This is a genomic window from Pseudodonghicola xiamenensis DSM 18339, from assembly GCF_000429365.1.
Classification (GTDB): Bacteria; Pseudomonadota; Alphaproteobacteria; order Rhodobacterales; family Rhodobacteraceae; genus Pseudodonghicola; species Pseudodonghicola xiamenensis.
In genome coordinates this window covers 14,535-30,984 of the sequence record NZ_AUBS01000009.1, presented here as the reverse complement: position 1 = coordinate 30,984, position 16,450 = coordinate 14,535, and the positions used below count along the sequence as shown (strand labels likewise).

General features: G+C 64.8%; 16 protein-coding genes. 6 read left to right on the top strand and 10 right to left on the bottom strand.

The features are described from left to right. Positions 1-9 precede the first annotated feature (9 nt). Both phnD and phnC read right to left on the bottom strand, forming a co-directional pair. Positions 10-915 carry a phosphonate ABC transporter substrate-binding protein gene (phnD, locus tag G455_RS0111255; RefSeq protein WP_028093803.1) on the bottom strand — a complete coding sequence of 302 codons (906 nt, stop codon included), beginning with the start codon at positions 913-915 and terminating at the stop codon, positions 10-12. Positions 916-981: 66 nt separating this feature from the next. After that, positions 982-1,809 (bottom strand): phosphonate ABC transporter ATP-binding protein, encoded by an 828-nt coding sequence (gene phnC / locus G455_RS0111250; protein ID WP_028093802.1) that lies wholly within the window; start codon positions 1,807-1,809, stop codon positions 982-984. A 168-nt stretch (positions 1,810-1,977) separates the two neighbouring features. On the opposite strand from phnC, the gene rpe reads away from it, so the two are divergent. Beyond that, positions 1,978-2,670, top strand: a complete 693-nt coding sequence (gene rpe / locus G455_RS0111245; protein WP_028093801.1) for a ribulose-phosphate 3-epimerase — start codon at positions 1,978-1,980, stop codon at positions 2,668-2,670. A gap of 101 nt (positions 2,671-2,771) precedes the next feature. On the opposite strand, the gene G455_RS0111240 is transcribed toward rpe, so the two are convergent. From G455_RS0111240 to G455_RS0111210, 7 genes are all read right to left on the bottom strand, one after another. Beyond that, a complete protein-coding gene (locus G455_RS0111240) occupies positions 2,772-3,545 on the bottom strand; it encodes an oxepin-CoA hydrolase, alternative type (protein WP_028093800.1) in 774 nt (257 codons plus the stop codon). Between the two features lie 10 nt (positions 3,546-3,555). Then, on the bottom strand, positions 3,556-4,005 hold the full coding sequence (locus tag G455_RS0111235) for a PaaI family thioesterase (protein ID WP_229861773.1): 450 nt from the start codon (positions 4,003-4,005) through the stop codon (positions 3,556-3,558). After that, positions 3,983-5,119, bottom strand: a complete 1,137-nt coding sequence (locus G455_RS0111230; protein ID WP_028093798.1) for an acyl-CoA dehydrogenase family protein — start codon at positions 5,117-5,119, stop codon at positions 3,983-3,985. Before G455_RS0111230 ends, G455_RS0111235 begins: the two co-directional genes overlap by 23 nt. A 5-nt stretch (positions 5,120-5,124) precedes the next feature. After that, positions 5,125-6,315, bottom strand: a complete 1,191-nt coding sequence (locus G455_RS0111225) for an acyl-CoA dehydrogenase family protein (protein ID WP_028093797.1) — start codon at positions 6,313-6,315, stop codon at positions 5,125-5,127. A gap of 11 nt (positions 6,316-6,326) precedes the next feature. Continuing rightward, complete coding sequence (locus G455_RS0111220; protein WP_028093796.1) at positions 6,327-7,502, bottom strand: acetyl-CoA C-acyltransferase; 1,176 nt, start codon at positions 7,500-7,502, stop codon at positions 6,327-6,329. A 42-nt stretch (positions 7,503-7,544) separates the two neighbouring features. Beyond that, on the bottom strand, positions 7,545-9,632 hold the full coding sequence (locus G455_RS0111215; RefSeq protein ID WP_028093795.1) for an FAD-dependent oxidoreductase: 2,088 nt from the start codon (positions 9,630-9,632) through the stop codon (positions 7,545-7,547). A gap of 428 nt (positions 9,633-10,060) precedes the next feature. Beyond that, on the bottom strand, positions 10,061-10,771 hold the full coding sequence (locus tag G455_RS0111210; RefSeq protein ID WP_028093794.1) for an FkbM family methyltransferase: 711 nt from the start codon (positions 10,769-10,771) through the stop codon (positions 10,061-10,063). A gap of 145 nt (positions 10,772-10,916) precedes the next feature. Between G455_RS0111210 and G455_RS0111205 the strand changes: the two genes are divergently transcribed. The 3 genes from G455_RS0111205 to G455_RS23860 all read left to right on the top strand — a co-directional run bounded on the left by G455_RS0111205 (position 10,917) and on the right by G455_RS23860 (position 12,181). Beyond that, a complete protein-coding gene (locus G455_RS0111205) occupies positions 10,917-11,315 on the top strand; it encodes a carboxymuconolactone decarboxylase family protein (protein WP_028093793.1) in 399 nt (132 codons plus the stop codon). A gap of 185 nt (positions 11,316-11,500) precedes the next feature. Then, positions 11,501-11,713, top strand: coding sequence for a DUF1127 domain-containing protein (locus G455_RS0111200; RefSeq protein ID WP_028093792.1), 213 nt, complete (start codon positions 11,501-11,503; stop codon positions 11,711-11,713). A 243-nt stretch (positions 11,714-11,956) separates the two neighbouring features. Beyond that, complete coding sequence (locus tag G455_RS23860) at positions 11,957-12,181, top strand: hypothetical protein (protein ID WP_035366614.1); 225 nt, start codon at positions 11,957-11,959, stop codon at positions 12,179-12,181. A gap of 69 nt (positions 12,182-12,250) precedes the next feature. On the opposite strand, the gene G455_RS0111190 is transcribed toward G455_RS23860, so the two are convergent. After that, entirely contained in the window at positions 12,251-13,915 is a 1,665-nt protein-coding gene (locus tag G455_RS0111190) for an alpha/beta hydrolase (RefSeq protein ID WP_028093791.1), read from the bottom strand. 285 nt (positions 13,916-14,200) lie between these two features. Here G455_RS0111190 and pcaF point away from each other — a divergent pair, with 285 nt between their 5' ends. Next, on the top strand, positions 14,201-15,403 hold the full coding sequence (pcaF, locus tag G455_RS0111185; protein ID WP_028093790.1) for a 3-oxoadipyl-CoA thiolase: 1,203 nt from the start codon (positions 14,201-14,203) through the stop codon (positions 15,401-15,403). A gap of 30 nt (positions 15,404-15,433) precedes the next feature. Then, complete coding sequence (gene paaA, locus G455_RS0111180) at positions 15,434-16,426, top strand: 1,2-phenylacetyl-CoA epoxidase subunit PaaA (protein ID WP_028093789.1); 993 nt, start codon at positions 15,434-15,436, stop codon at positions 16,424-16,426. The last annotated feature ends 24 nt before the right edge of the window (positions 16,427-16,450 follow it).

Genomic DNA, 16,450 nt, shown 5'->3' with positions numbered 1-16,450 from the left:
AGCTCAGTCTCAGTTGGACTTCAGCTTGCGGGCTTCGATGATGCTCAGGTAAGCGTCATGGGTGATCGGATCGAAGCTCTTGGCCTCACCCGAAGCGACGCCGTAGAAGCATTCCTTATCCTTCTCGTCCAGCGTATCCATCAGCGCGGTCATCTTCGCCTTGACCTCGGCCGGCAGCGCCTTGCGCAGCACCAGCGGGCCTTCCGGGATCGGCTTGGATTGCCAGATTTGGACCAGCTCGTTCATGTCGACCAGACCGGCATCGACCGCCTTGCGCAGCGCGCCCGAGTTATAGCCGTCTTCCCATTCGCCCAAGCCGTCGGCCCAGGTCACGCCGGCATCGATGTCGCCGTTATAGACCGCGACGATGGTTTGTTCGTGACCGCCGGTGAACTTCACCTCACCGAAGTATTTACCCGACTCCATGGTGATGTCTTTGCCGATCTGCGGGATTTCGATCGAGGGGATCAGATAGCCCGAGGTCGAGTTCGGATCACCAAAGCCGAAGGATTTGCCTTTCAGGTCGGCGATCGAGGTGATGCCGCTGTCCTTGCGGGCGAACCCGATCGAGTAATAGCCGAAGCTGCCATCGGTGTTGACCTTGACCAGCACCGGCTCGACCGCTTCCGGGTCCGACAGCCAGGTCTTGGCATAGCCCGAGGCGCCGAGGATCGCCATGTCGATGGTGCCGCCCAGCAGGCCCTGGATCACACCGTTGTAATCGGCCGGAGCAAACAGCTTGGCGGGAACGCCCAGAGTTTCCTCAGTGTATTTGCGCAGGCATTCGTTGTTGTTGATACGGTCCTGGGCGTTTTCGCCGCCAAGGATACCGATGCGGAATTCGGTGATTTCCTGCGCCATGGCCGGCGCGGCCAAGGCGGTGGTGGCCACGAGGGCCGCAAGCAGTTTCTTCATGGTCGTACACTCCTGAGGATTAGACCCCGACGCCCGCGCGCCGGGGACGTAAGTAAAGATCTGTTGTCAGAGCAGCGCTTCGCTTCGTGTTGGACGAAGCGCATGTGTCGAGGCATCCAGGGTCTCGATCTGGGTCGAGGTGGCCGCCTCGGAGAATTCTTCGCCGGCGCCATAGATTTCACGCGCCACCCCGGAGGTGAGCTGTTCCGGCAACCCATCAAAGACGATGCGGCCATCGCGCATGCCCACCACCCGGTCGCAATAGCGCCGCGCGGTGTCCAGCGTGTGCAGGTTGGCGATGACGGTGCGACCGTCTTCCTCATGGATGCGGCGCAGCGCCTCCATCACCGTCTGGGCGTTCATCGGATCGAGCGAGGCGATCGGTTCGTCGGCCAGAATGATCTTCGGATCCTGCATCAGCGCCCGCGCGATGGCGACGCGTTGCTGCTGGCCACCCGACAGTGCCTCAGCCCGCTTGGGGGCATGTTCGGCAATGCCGAGACGGTCGAGAATGTCGATGGCACGATGGATGTCTTCCATCGGGAACAGGTTGAACATCGTCGCAAAGGTGGACCGCCGGTTCAGCGTACCGTGCAGCACGTTGGACACCACATCCATGCGCGGCACCAGATTGAACTGCTGGAAGATCATCGCACAGTCGGATTGCCAGGCGCGCTTGGCCTTGCCGGTGAGCTGAGTGACATCACGCCCTTCGAACAGGATACGCCCTTCGGTCGCGTCGGCAAGGCGGTTGATCATCCTCAGCAGCGTCGATTTGCCGGCCCCCGAACGCCCGATGATTCCGATCATCACCGGCTTGTCGATATCCAGATTGGCCGTATCGACGGCCGTATTGGCGCCGAAGCGCTTAGTCAGTTTTTCGATGCGTAGCACAAGCCACCCCCGTCCGTGTCGGCGCCGTGCTACCCTCAATGTCCAAACGCGATATGTCAGGGGCGTGAAACTTTTGTAACGCACCCAGCGCCGCGAAAGCGGCGTTTTTCCCTAGGCGCGACGGCCACCGGCGCCTATATGCGGGGCAGACAACCCGGAGACGCTGCCATGTCCTTTGATCGCACCATCAAGATTGCCCCTTCGATCCTCTCCGCCGATTTCGCAAACTTCGGGCAGGAAATCCAAGCCATCGAGGCACAGGGGGCCGATTGGGTCCACGTCGATGTGATGGACGGGCATTTCGTGCCGAACCTGACGTTCGGCCCGGCGATGTGCAAGGCGATCCGCCCGCATATCAAGACGGTGATGGACGTGCATCTGATGATCGCGCCGGTCGATCCCTATATCGAGGCCTTCGCCGAGGCCGGCGCCGATGTGATCACCGCCCATGTGGAGGCCGGCCCTCATATCCACCGCACCCTGCAGGCGATCCGTGCCAATGGCGCCAAGGCAGGTGTCGCACTGAACCCGGGCACCCCGGCCTCGGCGGTGGAATACCTGCTGGATATGGTCGATCTGATCTGCGTGATGACGGTGAACCCCGGTTTCGGTGGCCAGAAGTTCATCCATTCCCAGGTCGAGAAGGTGAAAGAGCTGAGCCGGATGATCGGCTCGCGCCCGATTCATATCGAGATCGACGGCGGCATCGACCCGACCACAGCCCCCTTGATGACGGATGCCGGTGCCGACGTGCTGGTGGCGGGATCGGCAGTGTTCAAGGGCGGATCGGTGGAAACCCCCGAGATCTACGGCCAGAACATCCGCGCGATCCGCGAGGCGGCGAACGGCGTTTACGCTTGACCGACGGACGGGGGCTCTGCCCCCGCCACGGCTGACGCCGCGCCTCCCCCGGGATATTTTCAGCCAGAAAAAGACGGCGCCGCCGTGACGACGCGGCGGCGTTATGGCCAGTCGGGGGCGCGTTTTTCCAGGAAGGCCGCGATGCCTTCGGCAGCCTCGGCGCTGCCGGTGGCCCGTCCCATGGCGTCGCGTTCGATATCGAGCTGCTCGGCCTCGGTGCTGTCATAGGCGCGCGCCACCATGGTACGAATCGCGCCTTGCGTGCTGCGCGGGCCCTTTGCCAACACCTCGGCCAATTCCATCGCGCCGGCCTCGGCACCGCCCTTGGGGGTGACCAGGTTGATCGCCCCCAGCGCCGCCATGCGGTCGGCGGTGACCGGGCGGCCCAGCAGGCACATCTCCATCGCCAGGGGACGCGGCAGGATGCGCGCCAATGCGGCGGTCAGCCCGCCATCGGGCACCAGCCCGGCCTTGACATAGGCGGCGGTGAACTTGGCATCCTCGGCCGCCACGATCATGTCGCAGGCCAGCGCGATGGAAAGGCCGGCGCCCGCCGCGCCGCCCTCGATGGCGGCGATCACCGGCACCGGGCAGGCGCGGATCGCGCGGATGCGGGCGTGCAGCCGGTCGATCTGGGCGCAGCGTTCGTCCTCGGCCATGCTCTGACGGGTGATCAGCACGTTGAGATCGCCGCCGGCGCAGAAGAATTCGCCCTCGGAACTCAGGATCACCGCCTTGATGCGCGGGGCGATGGCGCGCTCCGCCGCCTCGGTGATCGCCTCCAGGAACTCCGGCGTCAGCGCGCCGCGGCGGGCGGCGTTGCCGTTGACGACGACCAGCCGGTCGCCCAGATCATCGATACGTGTCATGGTCATCCTTTCCCGCTCATGCGCGGATACAGCGGAACACGCCCGAGGCGGTGGCCAGCAGCGTGCCGTCCTGGTCCAGCAACTGGGCGCTGGCGAACACCACCTTGCGACCGCCGCCGGTGACATGGCCCACCGCCGTCACCCGATGGCCGCCGCGCGCCGGCGCGACGTAATTGGTATTGAGCGACACCGTCGCCACATTCGGCAACCCCTCCCCTTCGCTGGCGCGCGAGACCGCGAAGCCCCCGGCCGCATCCAGCATCATCGCGACGATGCCGCCGTGCAGGCTGCCGTGGCGGTTCAGGTGGCGGTCCTCGATATCGAGAATGACCCGACCGGCCCCATCGGCGCCGGTCAGATCGAGGTGATAGCCGATCAGCGCCTGCGCCCCGCTGCCGTTCCGCTCCACCTCTTCGGCGGAGACGGGGGCGACGGGGAGGCGATCAGGCTGCGGCGCTGAGGGCAATGAACCGCTCCAGATGATAATCGGTATCGCCGAAGCGATGATCCGTCATCACGATGCGCTTGGCGATATGGGCCAGCTCATATTCCTGAGTCATGGCGATACCGCCATGCATCTGGATCGCCTCTTCGGCGACCAGACGGCCAGCGCGACCGATCAGGTTGCGGGCGGCGGCGATCTGGCGATCGCGTTCCGCCAGCGGGTCGGCCAGATGGCCGGCGGCATTGATCACCGCAGACCGGGCCTGTTCCAGTTCTATCAGCAGGTCGGAGAACCGGTGCTGCAGCGCCTGGAAGGTGCCGATCGGCCGGCCGAACTGCTGACGCGTCATCAGATAGCCCCGGGTCAGTTCGGTCGCGGTGACCATGGCGCCAAGCGCCTCGGCGGAGAGCGCCACATTGGCGGCGGCGACCGCATCGGCAATGGCAGCAAAGGCTTCACCGGCGGCCCCCAGACGGGCGGAGGCCGGCAGCCGCACCTCGTCCAGCGTCACCTCGGCGGCACGACCGCCGGCGAAGAGCGGATAGCCCCGCAGGGTCACGCCAGAGGTGCCGGCCGGCACCAGGAACAGGGAAATCCCAGCCTCGTCATCCACCGCGCCGCTTTCGCGGGCGGAGACGATCAGGTAACCGGCGGCTTCGGCATTGGCGACCACCGCCTTGCGTCCAGTCAGCACGATGTCGCCGCCGTCGGTCTTGGCCGTGGTGGCGACCCGGTTCAGATCATAACGGCTGGTCGGTTCGCCATGGGCGAAGGCCAGATGCAGGCTGCCGCCGATCACCTCTTCGATCAGCGCGGTCTGGCTGTCGTCGCCAAGCGCCGACAGCAGCCGGCCACCCAGAACGGCGGTTTCCAGCATCGGTTCGACCACGCCGGCGCGGCCCAGTTCCTCGAACACCGTGGTGATGTCGAAGCCGGCGCCGCCGAAGCCGCCTTCAGCCTCAGAGAACAGCGCCCCGATCACCCCCAATTCGGCGAGACCGGCCCAGATATCCGCGCTCATCCCCTCGTCCGAGTCGAGGATCTTGTTGCGGGCGGCGGTGGTGTATTTGTCGGACAGATAGCGGCGCAGGGTGTCCTGCAGCATCTGCCGTTCTTCGGTCAGGTTGAAATCCATGTCCCTCAGCCTCCCATCTTCACTTTGGCGATGATGCCACGCTGGATCTCGTTCGAGCCGCCGAAGATCGACAGTTTGCGGTTGTTGAAATATTCCGCCGCCGTCGGTCCGGCATAATCGGGGCCGATCGGATCGTTATTGCCTGCCAGGACTTCCGACGGGAAGGGCAGCGCATAGGGGCCCACGGCGCGGCGGGTCAGATCGTTGATCTCCTGCCGGATGATGGTGCCCTTGACCTTGAGCATCGAGCTTTCCACCCCCGGCGCCTGACCGGCGGCGGCCTGGGAGATGATGCGTAGATTGGTGGTGGACATCGCCATCAGGTCGATTTCGACCTTGGCGACACGGGCGGCGAAATGCGGGTCTTCGATCAGCGGGCGACCACCCGACATCTCGACCTTGGCGATCCGCTTCAGCGCATCGAGCCCAGCGCGAGAGAACCCGACGCCGGCGATATTGGTGCGCTCATGCGTCAGCAGATACTTGGCGTAGGTCCAGCCCTTGTTCTCTTCACCGACCAAGTTCTCGGCAGGCACCCTGACGTTGTCGAAGAAGACCTCGTTCACCTCGGGCGTGCCGTCGAGCAGGATGATCGGGCGCACCTCGATGCCCGGTGTGTCCATGTCGATCAGCAGGAAGGAGATACCTTCTTGCTGTTTCACGTCCGGGTTGGTGCGCACGAGACAAAAGATCTTGTTGGCGTGCTGGCCCAGCGTGGTCCAGGTCTTCTGACCGTTGACGATGTAATGGTCGCCCTCGCGCACCGCGCGGGTCTTGAGGCTGGCCAGATCCGAGCCCGCGCCCGGTTCCGAATAGCCCTGGCACCACCAGTCATCACCATTCAGGATGCGCGGCAGATAATAATCCTTCTGCGCCTGATTGCCGAATTTCATCAGCACCGGCGCCAGCATCGACAGGCCGAAGGGCACGATGCGCGGCGCGTTCGCCTGCGCAGCCTCTTCTTCGAAGATGTGGCGCTGCACCGCGTTCCATTCGGCGCCGCCGAATTCCTTGGGCCAGTTCGCCGCCAGCCAGCCGCGATTGTTCAGAATCGCGTGCCACTGTTCGATATCCGCCTTGCCGAGTTCGGCGCCGGAGCGGACCTTGTCGGACAGGTCCTTGGGAAGCTCGTCGCGCAAGAAGGCGCGCACCTCTTCCCGAAAGGCCTGCTCCTCGGGGGAGTAGCTCAGATCCATGGTGATCCTCCTCAGTAAATCTCGAACAGGCCGGCGGCGCCCATGCCACCGCCGATGCACATGGTGACGACGCCCAGCTTGGCGCCACGCCGCTTGCCTTCACGCATCAGGTGGCCGGTCATCCGCGCCCCGGTCATGCCGAAGGGGTGGCCGATGGCGATGGAACCGCCGTTGACGTTGCATTTCTCGTCGTCGATCCCCAGCCGGTCGCGGCAATAGAGCGCCTGGGAGGCGAAAGCCTCGTTCAGTTCCCACAGGTCGATATCGTCGACAGTAAGCCCATGGCGTTCCAGCAGACGCGGCACGGCAAAGACCGGTCCGATGCCCATTTCGTCGGGCTCGCAACCGGCGACGGCAAAGCCCTTGAAAGCGCCCATCGGATCAAGCCCGCGCTTCTCGGCCTCCTTGGCCTCCATCAGCACCACGGCGGCGGCGCCATCGGAGAGCTGGCTGGCGTTGCCGGCAGTGATGAACTTGCCGGCGCCGCGCACCGGTTCCAGCCCGGCGAGACCTTCCAGCGTGGTGGTGGGACGGTTACATTCGTCGCGATCGACGGTGACTTCCTTGAAGGAAATCTCGCCGGTTTCCTTGTCCTTGACCGCCATGGTCGCCTGCATCGGCACGATTTCGTCATCGAACAGACCGGCAGCCTGCGCCTTGGCGATCCGCTGCTGACTGCGCAGGCCATATTCATCCTGCGCCTCGCGGCTGATACCATAGCGATCGGCAACGATATCGGCGGTTTCGATCATCGTCATATAGACGGCGGGCTTATGCTCCATCAGCCATTGCTCGGGTGCATGGCGCGCCTTCGGCTGCACCATGGAGATGCTTTCGACCCCACCCGCGACCATCGGGCCGGCGTCGCCCGCAACGATGGCATTGGCCGCCAGAGCGATGGTTTGCAACCCGGAGGAGCAGAACCGGTTCACGGTCATCCCCGAGGCGGTCACCGGCAGGCCGGCGCGCAGGGCGATCTGGCGGGCGACATTGCTGCCGGTCTCGGCTTCGGGCGTACCGCAGCCGATGATGCAATCCTCAACCTCCCCGCCGTCAAGGCCGGCACGCGCCACGGCGGCCTGAACGGCATGGCCGCCCATGGTGGCGCCGTGGGTCGCGTTGAACGACCCACGGAAGGATTTGGCGAGCCCGGTACGGGCCGCCGATACGATCACTGCTTGTTTCATCGGAACTTCTCCTCCTCAGTCCGATATGTCCGTCTTTGTTCTTCAATCCCGGTTCAGGTCGTCGAAACTGCGTCCCTCGGCGACAAGCTGCTCCAGCAGCGGGGCCGGCGCCCAGAAATAGCCATCGGCCTCGGCCCAGGACGTGATGTCGTCCAGCAGCGCCGGCAGGCCCTGCATGTCGGCCCATTTCAGCGGGCCGCCGCGATAGCGCGGGAAGCCATAGCCATAGAGCAGCGTCACATCGACATCGAGCGGACGCTTGGCGATCCCCTCGCCCACCACCTTGGCGGCCTCGTTCACCATCGCGGCCATATAGCGGCGCACGATCTCCTCGTCGGTGAAAACCCGGGGCGTGATGCCCTGGGCGGCGCGATCAGCCTCGATCAGCGGCATGACCTCGGGGTTCGGCACCCGGGATTTCGGCCCGGCTGAATAGTCGTAATAGCCCATGCCGGTCTTCTGGCCGAAATGCCCGTCTTCACAGAGCTTGTCGGCATAGGTGAAGTCGCGCGCCTGCGGGTTCATGCCCTCGGCCCGCTTGCGCTTGCGCACCGCCCAGCCGATATCCAAGCCGGCCAGGTCGGCCACCGCATAGGGCCCCATGGCGAACCCGAACTCCTCAAGCGCCTTGTCGATCTGATAGGGTGAGGCACCATCGAGGATCATGTAATCGGCGCAGGTGCGATAGGTGCTGAGGATCCGGTTGCCGATGAAACCGTCGCAGACCCCGGCGCGCACCGAAACCTTGCCCATCTTGCCCCCAAGCGCGAAGCCGGTGGCGACGACATCCGCCGCGGTCTTGTCGGCAACGACGATCTCGAGAAGCTTCATCACATGCGCGGGCGAGAAGAAATGCAGCCCGATCACATCCGCCGGGCGCGAGGTGACGGCGGCGATCTCGTTGATATCGAGATAAGAGGTGTTCGAGGCCAGCACGGCACCCGGCTTGCAGATGGCATCGAGCTTGGTGAAAACGTCCTTCTTCACGCTCATCTCTTCGAAGACCGCCTCGATCACCAGATCGGCGTCTTTCAGCGCTGCGTAATCGGTGGCCAGCGTCAGCGCCTTTTCCGTCAGTTCCTCGAATGTCTCCGGGGAAATCTTGCCGCGCTTCAGCGCGCCCTGCAGATTGCCGGCGATGCGGCCCTTGGCAGCCTCGGCCGCCTTCGGGCTCATCTCGATCAGCGTGATCTTGAGCCCTGACAGCAGCGCCGAAGTGGCGATACCCGCCCCCATGGTCCCGCCGCCGATCACGCCGATGGCGTTCAGCGCGCGCGGCGCGACGCCTTCCAGTTCAGGCAGTTTTCCTACGGCGCGTTCGGCGAAGAAGGCATGAATCAGGCCCTGGCGCTGATCGGTGTTCATCAGTTGGGCGAACAACTCACGCTCGCGCTTCATGCCTTCGTCAAAGGGCAGCTCACAGCAGGCCTGGATGCCGCGCACGGCGACGGCGGGGGCCAGCAGGCCGCGGCCCTTCTTCAGCACGGCGTCATAGAGCGCGTCGAAATCGACCGGCGCGGGTGCCGGCATTTCGCTGACCGGGCGACGCGGGGCATTGGCATCAATCAGCTCCTGCGCATAGGCCAGGCCGATCTCGCGCGGCTCGCCATCGACGATCTTGTCGAGGATGCCCAGCTTCAGCGCCTCCTTGGCACCGACCTGACGGCCCGAGGTGATCACGTCGAGCGACTTGTCGATGCCGATCAGCCGCGGCAGGCGCTGGGTGCCACCGGCGCCCGGCATGACGCCGATCAGAACCTCGGGCAGGCCCATGCGGGCCTTCGGCACGGCGATTCGGTAATGCGAGGCCAGAGCGATTTCCAGCCCGCCGCCCAGCGCGGTGCCGTGCAGGGCGGAAACGACGATCAGCGGCGAGGATTCGATGCGGGAGCAGACGTCCGGCAGGAAGGGGCCGACCGGCGGCTTGCCGAATTCGCGGATGTCGGCGCCGGCGAAGAAGGTGCGGCCTTCGCCATAGATCAGCACCGCCCTGGCGCCTTCTTTCTCGGCGCGCTCGATACCGTCCACCAGACCCTGGCGCACCGCCAGACCCAACGCGTTCACCGGCGGGTTGTTCGCCGCCAGAACCGCGATATCGCCAATTTTCTCGTAACTGATGACCTCGGACATCCGTCCCTCCCCTCCTTGTGACCGGCGGCCCGCATGCCGAGCTTGTGCCGGTTCCATTCCCGTTCTATCGGACTTCTAACGGTGAAAATGACGGTGGCGCAAACCCGTGACGCAGGACATCGCGTCACTTCAGGCCCCTGCGCTGCCCGGCCGGCACTCCCCCCAAGACCAATTTCGCAATGCGGAACTTCATTCCACTTTGGTGAGGCAGACTAGGCGCAAGCGGCAAGCAAGATCAAGACCAAAGGCCTCGGACGAAATATTATTGCGGAACGGGGTATTTGAGCATTGATTTCATGATAAAATCCCTCTCCGTCTCGCGTCCCGTTGCCGACGCGGGACCGGCCCGTCGTCCCGGAGCGGAAGCGCCCGTTCCGGGCGCTGCCTCCGGCGGAGATATTTAGGGCCAGAAAAAGACCAGGCGCGAATTATGCCACCTGAGCGGGCTCGCGCACGCAGGTCCAGACCGTGCGGGTCGATTTTTCGGCCACCCTCTCGAACCCGGCCTCGCGCAGGACATTCTTGCACTCGCGCATACCGCCGACGCCATAGGCGTTGGGATGGAATTCCAGCACCATGGCGCGGAACGGGCTGAGATCGGCGTGCAGCAGGATATCGCGTTCACCGCCCTCGATATCCATCACCAGCACCGTCGGTTTCAGATCGGCGCAGACATCGTGAAAACTGACGGTGGGCACCTCGACCCTGCGGGTTTCACGGTTTTCCGGCGCGATCAGAGAGGAGCCGAGATAACTGTTGTGAATGTGAAAGGTCATCGTCTCGGGCCGATCCGGCGCGCTGACCAGAACCTTGTTTTGCACCGAGATCCGATCCCCCAGACCGTTGGCGGCATAGAGCGCCTCGATCGCCGGGATCAATTCGGGATTGGCCTCGAACGAGCGCACCAGGCGCGGTTTCGCATTGGCGGCGATCACCGCGCCGACCAGACCGATACCGGCACCGATTTCCAGCACCACATCACCTTCGCCGACCACATGCAACGCGCCGGCCATTTCGAGCCCCTCGTATTCGGCGGCATTGATCCGCTCGATCCGCTTGTCGTGAAGAAAGCGCGAGGCCGGCACTTTGATGCCGAGGCATTCGGCGGCGATGTCGGGAAGTTCGGTCTGCTCGGTCATGGGGGTACCCCGGCTCTCTCGTTACGCTCGGCGCATCCTGAATTCTGGCCGCGCGGAAGGCAAGCGCGTCACGCGCGCAATCGGGCGCATGGCGACGGCCACGCGGCGGTGCTAGCCTCCTGGGCGACACAAAGAGGAGACCCCCATGGCCACCGTCAAACTGCTGAGCGATACCGAAGCCGGCCCAGAGGCTCGCGCCGTATTCGACGACATCCGCGCCACCCGCGGCACCGATGACATCAACAACTTCTGGCGCGCCCTGGCGCATGATCCGGCGCTTTTGCGCGCCACCTGGGACCGGTTGAAGGCGGTGATGGGCCCCGGGGCACTGGATCCGGTGGTCAAGGAAATGCTCTATGTCGCGGTTTCGATCGCCAATGGCTGTGAATACTGCGTCCATTCCCACAGTGCCGCTGCGCGGGCGAAGGGGATGAGCCCCGAGATGTATGGCGAATTGCTGGCCGTGGTCGGGATGGCGAGCCAGACCAACGCGCTGGCCACCGGGCTGCAGGTGCCGGTCGATCCGCAATTCCGCGCCGATTGAGACCGCAGGCGGTGGCGCGGGTCCCGGCCCGCACCGCCGCCGCCCGGCGCCAACCATGCCCCAGTCACGCCCCAGTCATGCACAATGCGCAGACGGGATATGCCCCAGCCCCTCTGGCACACAATGCAGTCGCAGCATAATTGACAATGCAACTGCAGAAACACCGTTCCATGAGGAGGAGCCAAATGGCCCATTCAACCACTCCGGCGGCCCTGTCCGCCCCCTTCCCCAGCCTCTACTCCATCCTGACCGAGCTGTTCGGCAGCAGTTCCGAGTCTCCGTCACAAAGCCGTCAGGTGGTCGAGATTTCCAAGCTCAGCGACGCTGAACTGGCCGATCGCGGGCTGAAACGTGCCGATATTGCCCGTTTTGTCATGCATGACTCGCTTTGGAGCTGATCCAAGGCAATCTCTCTTTCACCGAAATGTCTCCCCTCGGCCCGCCCGAGTCACTTGGCCCTGTCGCTTCGGCAGGGCCTTTTTCTTGCCGCCATTTCTTGCAGCGTCCGGAGCGGGCCACGCATGCTGCACTGCAGAAATCGCAAGGCAGACATGCGGCATCTCCCCCTACTCATGTCAGCAGGATTGACCAAATATGGGCGCATGGGAGGGACAACCAGTTACGTCACCATGAGGGTTCAAATGGCACATACCACCAGCCAACCGTCTGCCGGTTTCTCGTTCACCCGCCCCATCGTGGCCCTCGGCCATGGCATCTGGGCTTGGATGGAACGCGTCGCCGAAGCGAATTCACGCCAAGATCAGGTCAAATTTCTGCAATCGCTGAGCGATAAGGAACTGGCCGCGCGCGGTATCCGGCGCGATCGCATTGTCGAGCACGTTTTCGCCGACCGGCTTTCTGCCTGATCCATCGCACTATTCCAACTTGCTGATTTCGGGCGGAGCGGGCCATGGCCTTGCTCTGCCCGAAACCTTCTAGTCGCCGATCAGATGCCGCAACGCCGGTTCCAGCCGGGAACGGCGATCCGGATCGGACAGGTGATCGCGCAGGACCTGCTGCCAGGACGCGCTGCCCCCCGGTGCCGGCAAGGCGGCCAGAAGCGCCGGCCAGGCGGGATCGCCGCAAACGCCGATCATTTCTTCCGACACCTCCCAGACCAGCCCGTCGCCCGCCCCGCCGGGGGAGGCTGTCAAACCGCAGCGAGCGGAGGGCGGCGCATCGCGCCGGATCAGCGCGGCCAGATCGGTCAGCGCTGGTGCCCCGGTCACCGGGCGCAGCGGATCACGCCCCCACCCCGAGACATCGAGACTGTCCATCGCCGCATCGACCAGGCTCACCCCGCCACCATCCCCGGCCCTGAGTGCATCGCCGTAGAGCCCGCGCGCCACATCCAGGGTTCGCTCCCGGTCCGAGGTATAGAGCGTCAGGCGCTGAACAAGTGGCCGGATAAGCGGTACGCGTTCAAGGAACGCGCCGGCATCGACATCGGGAGCAACGAAAACTACCTGCCCCAGCAAGTCCTTTTGGCCCGGTTCCGCCGCCGCCAACAGGGTCAGTGCCTGCAGCGCCGGCCGTGCACCCAGGCCGCGCGCCACCAGATGGATGCGCCTGCCGCCGGCATGCTGAAGCAGCCCGTCAAGGAACCGCCCCAGCCGCGGCCCGGACAGCTCTACCGCGGCGCTGTCACCGACATAGTCCACCACCGATCCCCCCGAGGCCCAGGAATAGAGCACCGGCACCCCATCGAAGTGCAACGCCCGGGCAAGGCCGGCGGCACGGCGCGCCGCCTCTTCGAAGGTCATGCCGGCGCCATGGACATAAACCAGGATCTCTGCCTCCGGGCGTGCCGCCAACGCTTGTTCCAGCCGGTCGTAGAAGACAGCCGCCGCCAGCGGTTCGACCTGGCGCAGTACCGCATACCCCAACGCCACCGGTTCGGGCACCAGGACCCCAGCCACCCCAAGCGCTGCATCGCCGCGCTCTTTGCCATAAAAGGTCTGCGGCAGGCTTGCATCGCTCTGGGCCCGGTCTGTGGCATAGAACAGCCGCGTCAGCTCAGGAACACCCCCCTGCGGCGGCACCGGGACATCCCCCCGAACACCGCCCAGCGCCTGGTCGACCCGGGATAGTGCCGCACGCGTCGGGGCGACATCCTTGGCAGCGAGGCCACCGGCCCGTTGTTCGGCCAGTAGCGTCACCAGCGTCTCCCGCGCGGCCTGAAGCTGGCCGGTGTCCTCCAGCAACGCTGCCGCCTGGGCATAAAGCGGGATCGGATCGCGCCCGACCTCATCCCGCAGGGCGGCGCTGAAATCGGCAAGCTGGGCCAGAACCTGCGCCGCCTGCGCCACGCTGCCGCCCTCGATCATCAGATTGGCGGCCAGGGTATAGAGATCGAAGATCACCCGCGCATCGGCCGTATCGTCCTTTTGCAGGGCCGCCAGCAGCGCCGCCACCCGATCAAGCGCCCAGTCGGGATCATTCGCGATGCTATAGCGCAGCCGTGCAAAGCCCGGATCGGCCGCCAGCGCCTGGCCGCCCGCTGCTACCGGCTGCTCCGCGTCCTCGGCCCGCGGAGCGGAAGCCAAGGCCGGCACCAACAGCAGCACCAGGGCAGCGCGGATCAGGACTATCGCTTTCATAGTGCCCCTTTTCACCTTTGGCTTTCCGGCCCCGTCCCCGCTTCGATCTAAGGGGCGCGCCGGCAAATTGCATCACCCCCCGGCCGCCACCGCAACCTTCACCTTGCCGAAAAAGGCACAGAGCCGCACAACTGGTGCTGTCAGCCGGCGCGAAGGGATGTTTCGTTACGAAAATATCCAGAAGCAGGAAACTTCGTTACATTTTTCTTGCCTCGAATCGCGTCCGAGCATAATACCCGACCAATCGGTCGCCTTATGAAGATGGAAGACTGGAGAGAAGAACGAATGGATGCCTTCATCTGCGACGCGCAGCGCACCCCGATCGGCCGCTATGGCGGCGCTCTGTCCCAGGTGCGCACCGATGACCTGGCCGCGATCCCGATTGCCGCTCTGATGGCGCGCAACCCGCAGGTCGATTGGGCCGGCCTGGATGAGGTGATCTTCGGCGATGCCAACCAGGCGGGCGAAGACAATCGCAACGTCGGCCGAATGGCCGCCCTGCTGGCCGGTCTGCCGATCGAGGTTCCGGGCAGCACAATCAACCGGCTTTGTGCCTCTGGCATGGATGCGGTGGGCGCCGCCGCCCGGGCGATCCGCGCCGGTGATTACGACATGGCGATTGCCGGCGGTGTTGAAAGCATGTCGCGCGCGCCCTTCGTGATGCCGAAGGCGACCAGCGCCTTTTCGCGGTCGAATGCCGTCTATGACACCACCATCGGCTGGCGCTTCGTCAACCCGAAGATGAAGGCGCAATATGGTGTCGATTCGATGCCGGAGACCGCAGACAACGTTGCCGCCGATTACAATATCGGCCGCGAAGATCAGGATGCTTTCGCCGCCCGCAGCCAGGCCCGCTGGGCTGCGGCGCAGGCCGCCGGTGTGTTCAAGGAGGAGATCACACCGGTCGTTATTCCCCAGCGCAAGGGCGATCCGGTGACCGTCGACACCGACGAACACCCGCGCCCCGGCACCACCGCCGAACAACTGGCCAAGCTCAAGGGCGTCAATGGCCCCGATCTGACGGTGACCGCCGGCAATGCCTCCGGCGTCAACGATGGTGCCGCTGCGCTTTTGCTGGCGAATGAGACGGCGGCGGCCAAGAACGGCCTGACCCCGATCGCCCGCGTGGTGGCGATGTCCGCCGCCGGTGTCGCGCCGCGCGTCATGGGCATCGGCCCGGTGCCCGCGACCCGCAAGGTTCTGGCCCGCGCCGGTCTGACCATCGACCAGATGGACGTGATCGAACTGAACGAAGCCTTCGCCAGCCAGGGCCTTGCCACCCTGCGCGAACTCGGGGTGGCGGATGATGCCGTCCATGTGAACCCCAACGGCGGCGCCATCGCCATCGGCCACCCGCTCGGCATGTCCGGGGCGCGGCTGGTGATGACGGCGGCCTATCAGCTTCAACGCACCGGCGGGCGCTATGCGCTTTGCACCATGTGCGTGGGGGTCGGTCAGGGGGCGGCTCTGATACTCGAACGCGTCTGAGGAGAGACGCCCAAACGGGAGGAGAACGGCATGTATGCCCAGATGATCAAGACCGCCGGAACCGGCGTCAAATCCCCCGAGGAGATGACCGAGGAGGAGCGCCGGTTTCAGGCCCGCGTCGATGCGAACGAGAAGATCGAGCCCAAGGACTGGATGCCCGAGGACTATCGCAAGACGCTGATCCGCCAGATCGGGCAGCATGCGCATTCCGAGATCGTCGGGCAACTGCCCGAAGGCAACTGGATCACCCGCGCCCCCACGCTGGAGCGCAAGGCGATCCTGCTGGCCAAGGTCCAGGATGAGGCCGGCCACGGCCTCTACCTCTATTGCGCGGCGGAAACGCTGGGGGTCAGCCGCGACGAGCTGACCGAACAGCTCTTGTCGGGCAAGATGAAATACAGCTCCATCTTCAACTATCCCACCCTGACTTGGGCCGATATGGGCGCGGTGGGCTGGCTGGTCGATGGCGCCGCCATTATGAACCAGGTGCCGCTGCAACGGACGTCTTTCGGCCCCTACTCCCGCGCGATGATCCGCATCTGCAAGGAGGAAAGCTTCCACCAGCGGCAGGGCTACGACATCATGATGAAGATGGCGCAGGGCACCCCGGCGCAGAAGAAGATGGCGCAGGATGCGCTCAATCGCTTCTGGTATCCGTCGCTGATGATGTTCGGCCCCTCCGACAAGGATTCAGTCCATTCCGCCCAGTCGATGGCCTGGAAGATCAAGATGAACACCAACGACGAGCTTCGCCAGAAGTTCGTCGACCAGACCGTGCCTCAGGCGGACTATCTGGGCCTCACCGTTCCCGACGACCACCTGACATGGAACGAGGAGCGCGGGCATTACGATTTCTCGGAACCCGACTGGTCGGAGTTCTATGACGTTCTGAAGGGCAACGGCCCCTGCAACGTCGACCGGCTGACCGCCCGGCGCGAAGCCTGGGCAGAAGGCCAATGGGTGCGCGACGCCATGCTGGCCCATGCCCGCAAGAAAGCGGCCACCAAGGTCGCGGCGGAATAATCCGGTGACGGGCCGCCCGGCCCA

Coding starts and splice junctions, on each gene's coding strand:
- phnD (WP_028093803.1), bottom strand. CDS start 915: ATGAAGAAACTGCTTGCGGCCCTCGTGGCCACCACCGCCTTGGCCGCG.
- rpe (WP_028093801.1), top strand. CDS start 1,978: ATGTCCTTTGATCGCACCATCAAGATTGCCCCTTCGATCCTCTCCGCC.
- G455_RS0111240 (WP_028093800.1), bottom strand. CDS start 3,545: ATGACCATGACACGTATCGATGATCTGGGCGACCGGCTGGTCGTCGTC.
- G455_RS0111230 (WP_028093798.1), bottom strand. CDS start 5,119: ATGGATTTCAACCTGACCGAAGAACGGCAGATGCTGCAGGACACCCTG.
- G455_RS0111225 (WP_028093797.1), bottom strand. CDS start 6,315: ATGGATCTGAGCTACTCCCCCGAGGAGCAGGCCTTTCGGGAAGAGGTG.
- G455_RS0111220 (WP_028093796.1), bottom strand. CDS start 7,502: ATGAAACAAGCAGTGATCGTATCGGCGGCCCGTACCGGGCTCGCCAAA.
- G455_RS0111215 (WP_028093795.1), bottom strand. CDS start 9,632: ATGTCCGAGGTCATCAGTTACGAGAAAATTGGCGATATCGCGGTTCTG.
- G455_RS0111210 (WP_028093794.1), bottom strand. CDS start 10,771: ATGACCGAGCAGACCGAACTTCCCGACATCGCCGCCGAATGCCTCGGC.
- G455_RS0111205 (WP_028093793.1), top strand. CDS start 10,917: ATGGCCACCGTCAAACTGCTGAGCGATACCGAAGCCGGCCCAGAGGCT.
- G455_RS0111200 (WP_028093792.1), top strand. CDS start 11,501: ATGGCCCATTCAACCACTCCGGCGGCCCTGTCCGCCCCCTTCCCCAGC.
- G455_RS23860 (WP_035366614.1), top strand. CDS start 11,957: ATGGCACATACCACCAGCCAACCGTCTGCCGGTTTCTCGTTCACCCGC.
- G455_RS0111190 (WP_028093791.1), bottom strand. CDS start 13,915: ATGAAAGCGATAGTCCTGATCCGCGCTGCCCTGGTGCTGCTGTTGGTG.
- pcaF (WP_028093790.1), top strand. CDS start 14,201: ATGGATGCCTTCATCTGCGACGCGCAGCGCACCCCGATCGGCCGCTAT.
- paaA (WP_028093789.1), top strand. CDS start 15,434: ATGTATGCCCAGATGATCAAGACCGCCGGAACCGGCGTCAAATCCCCC.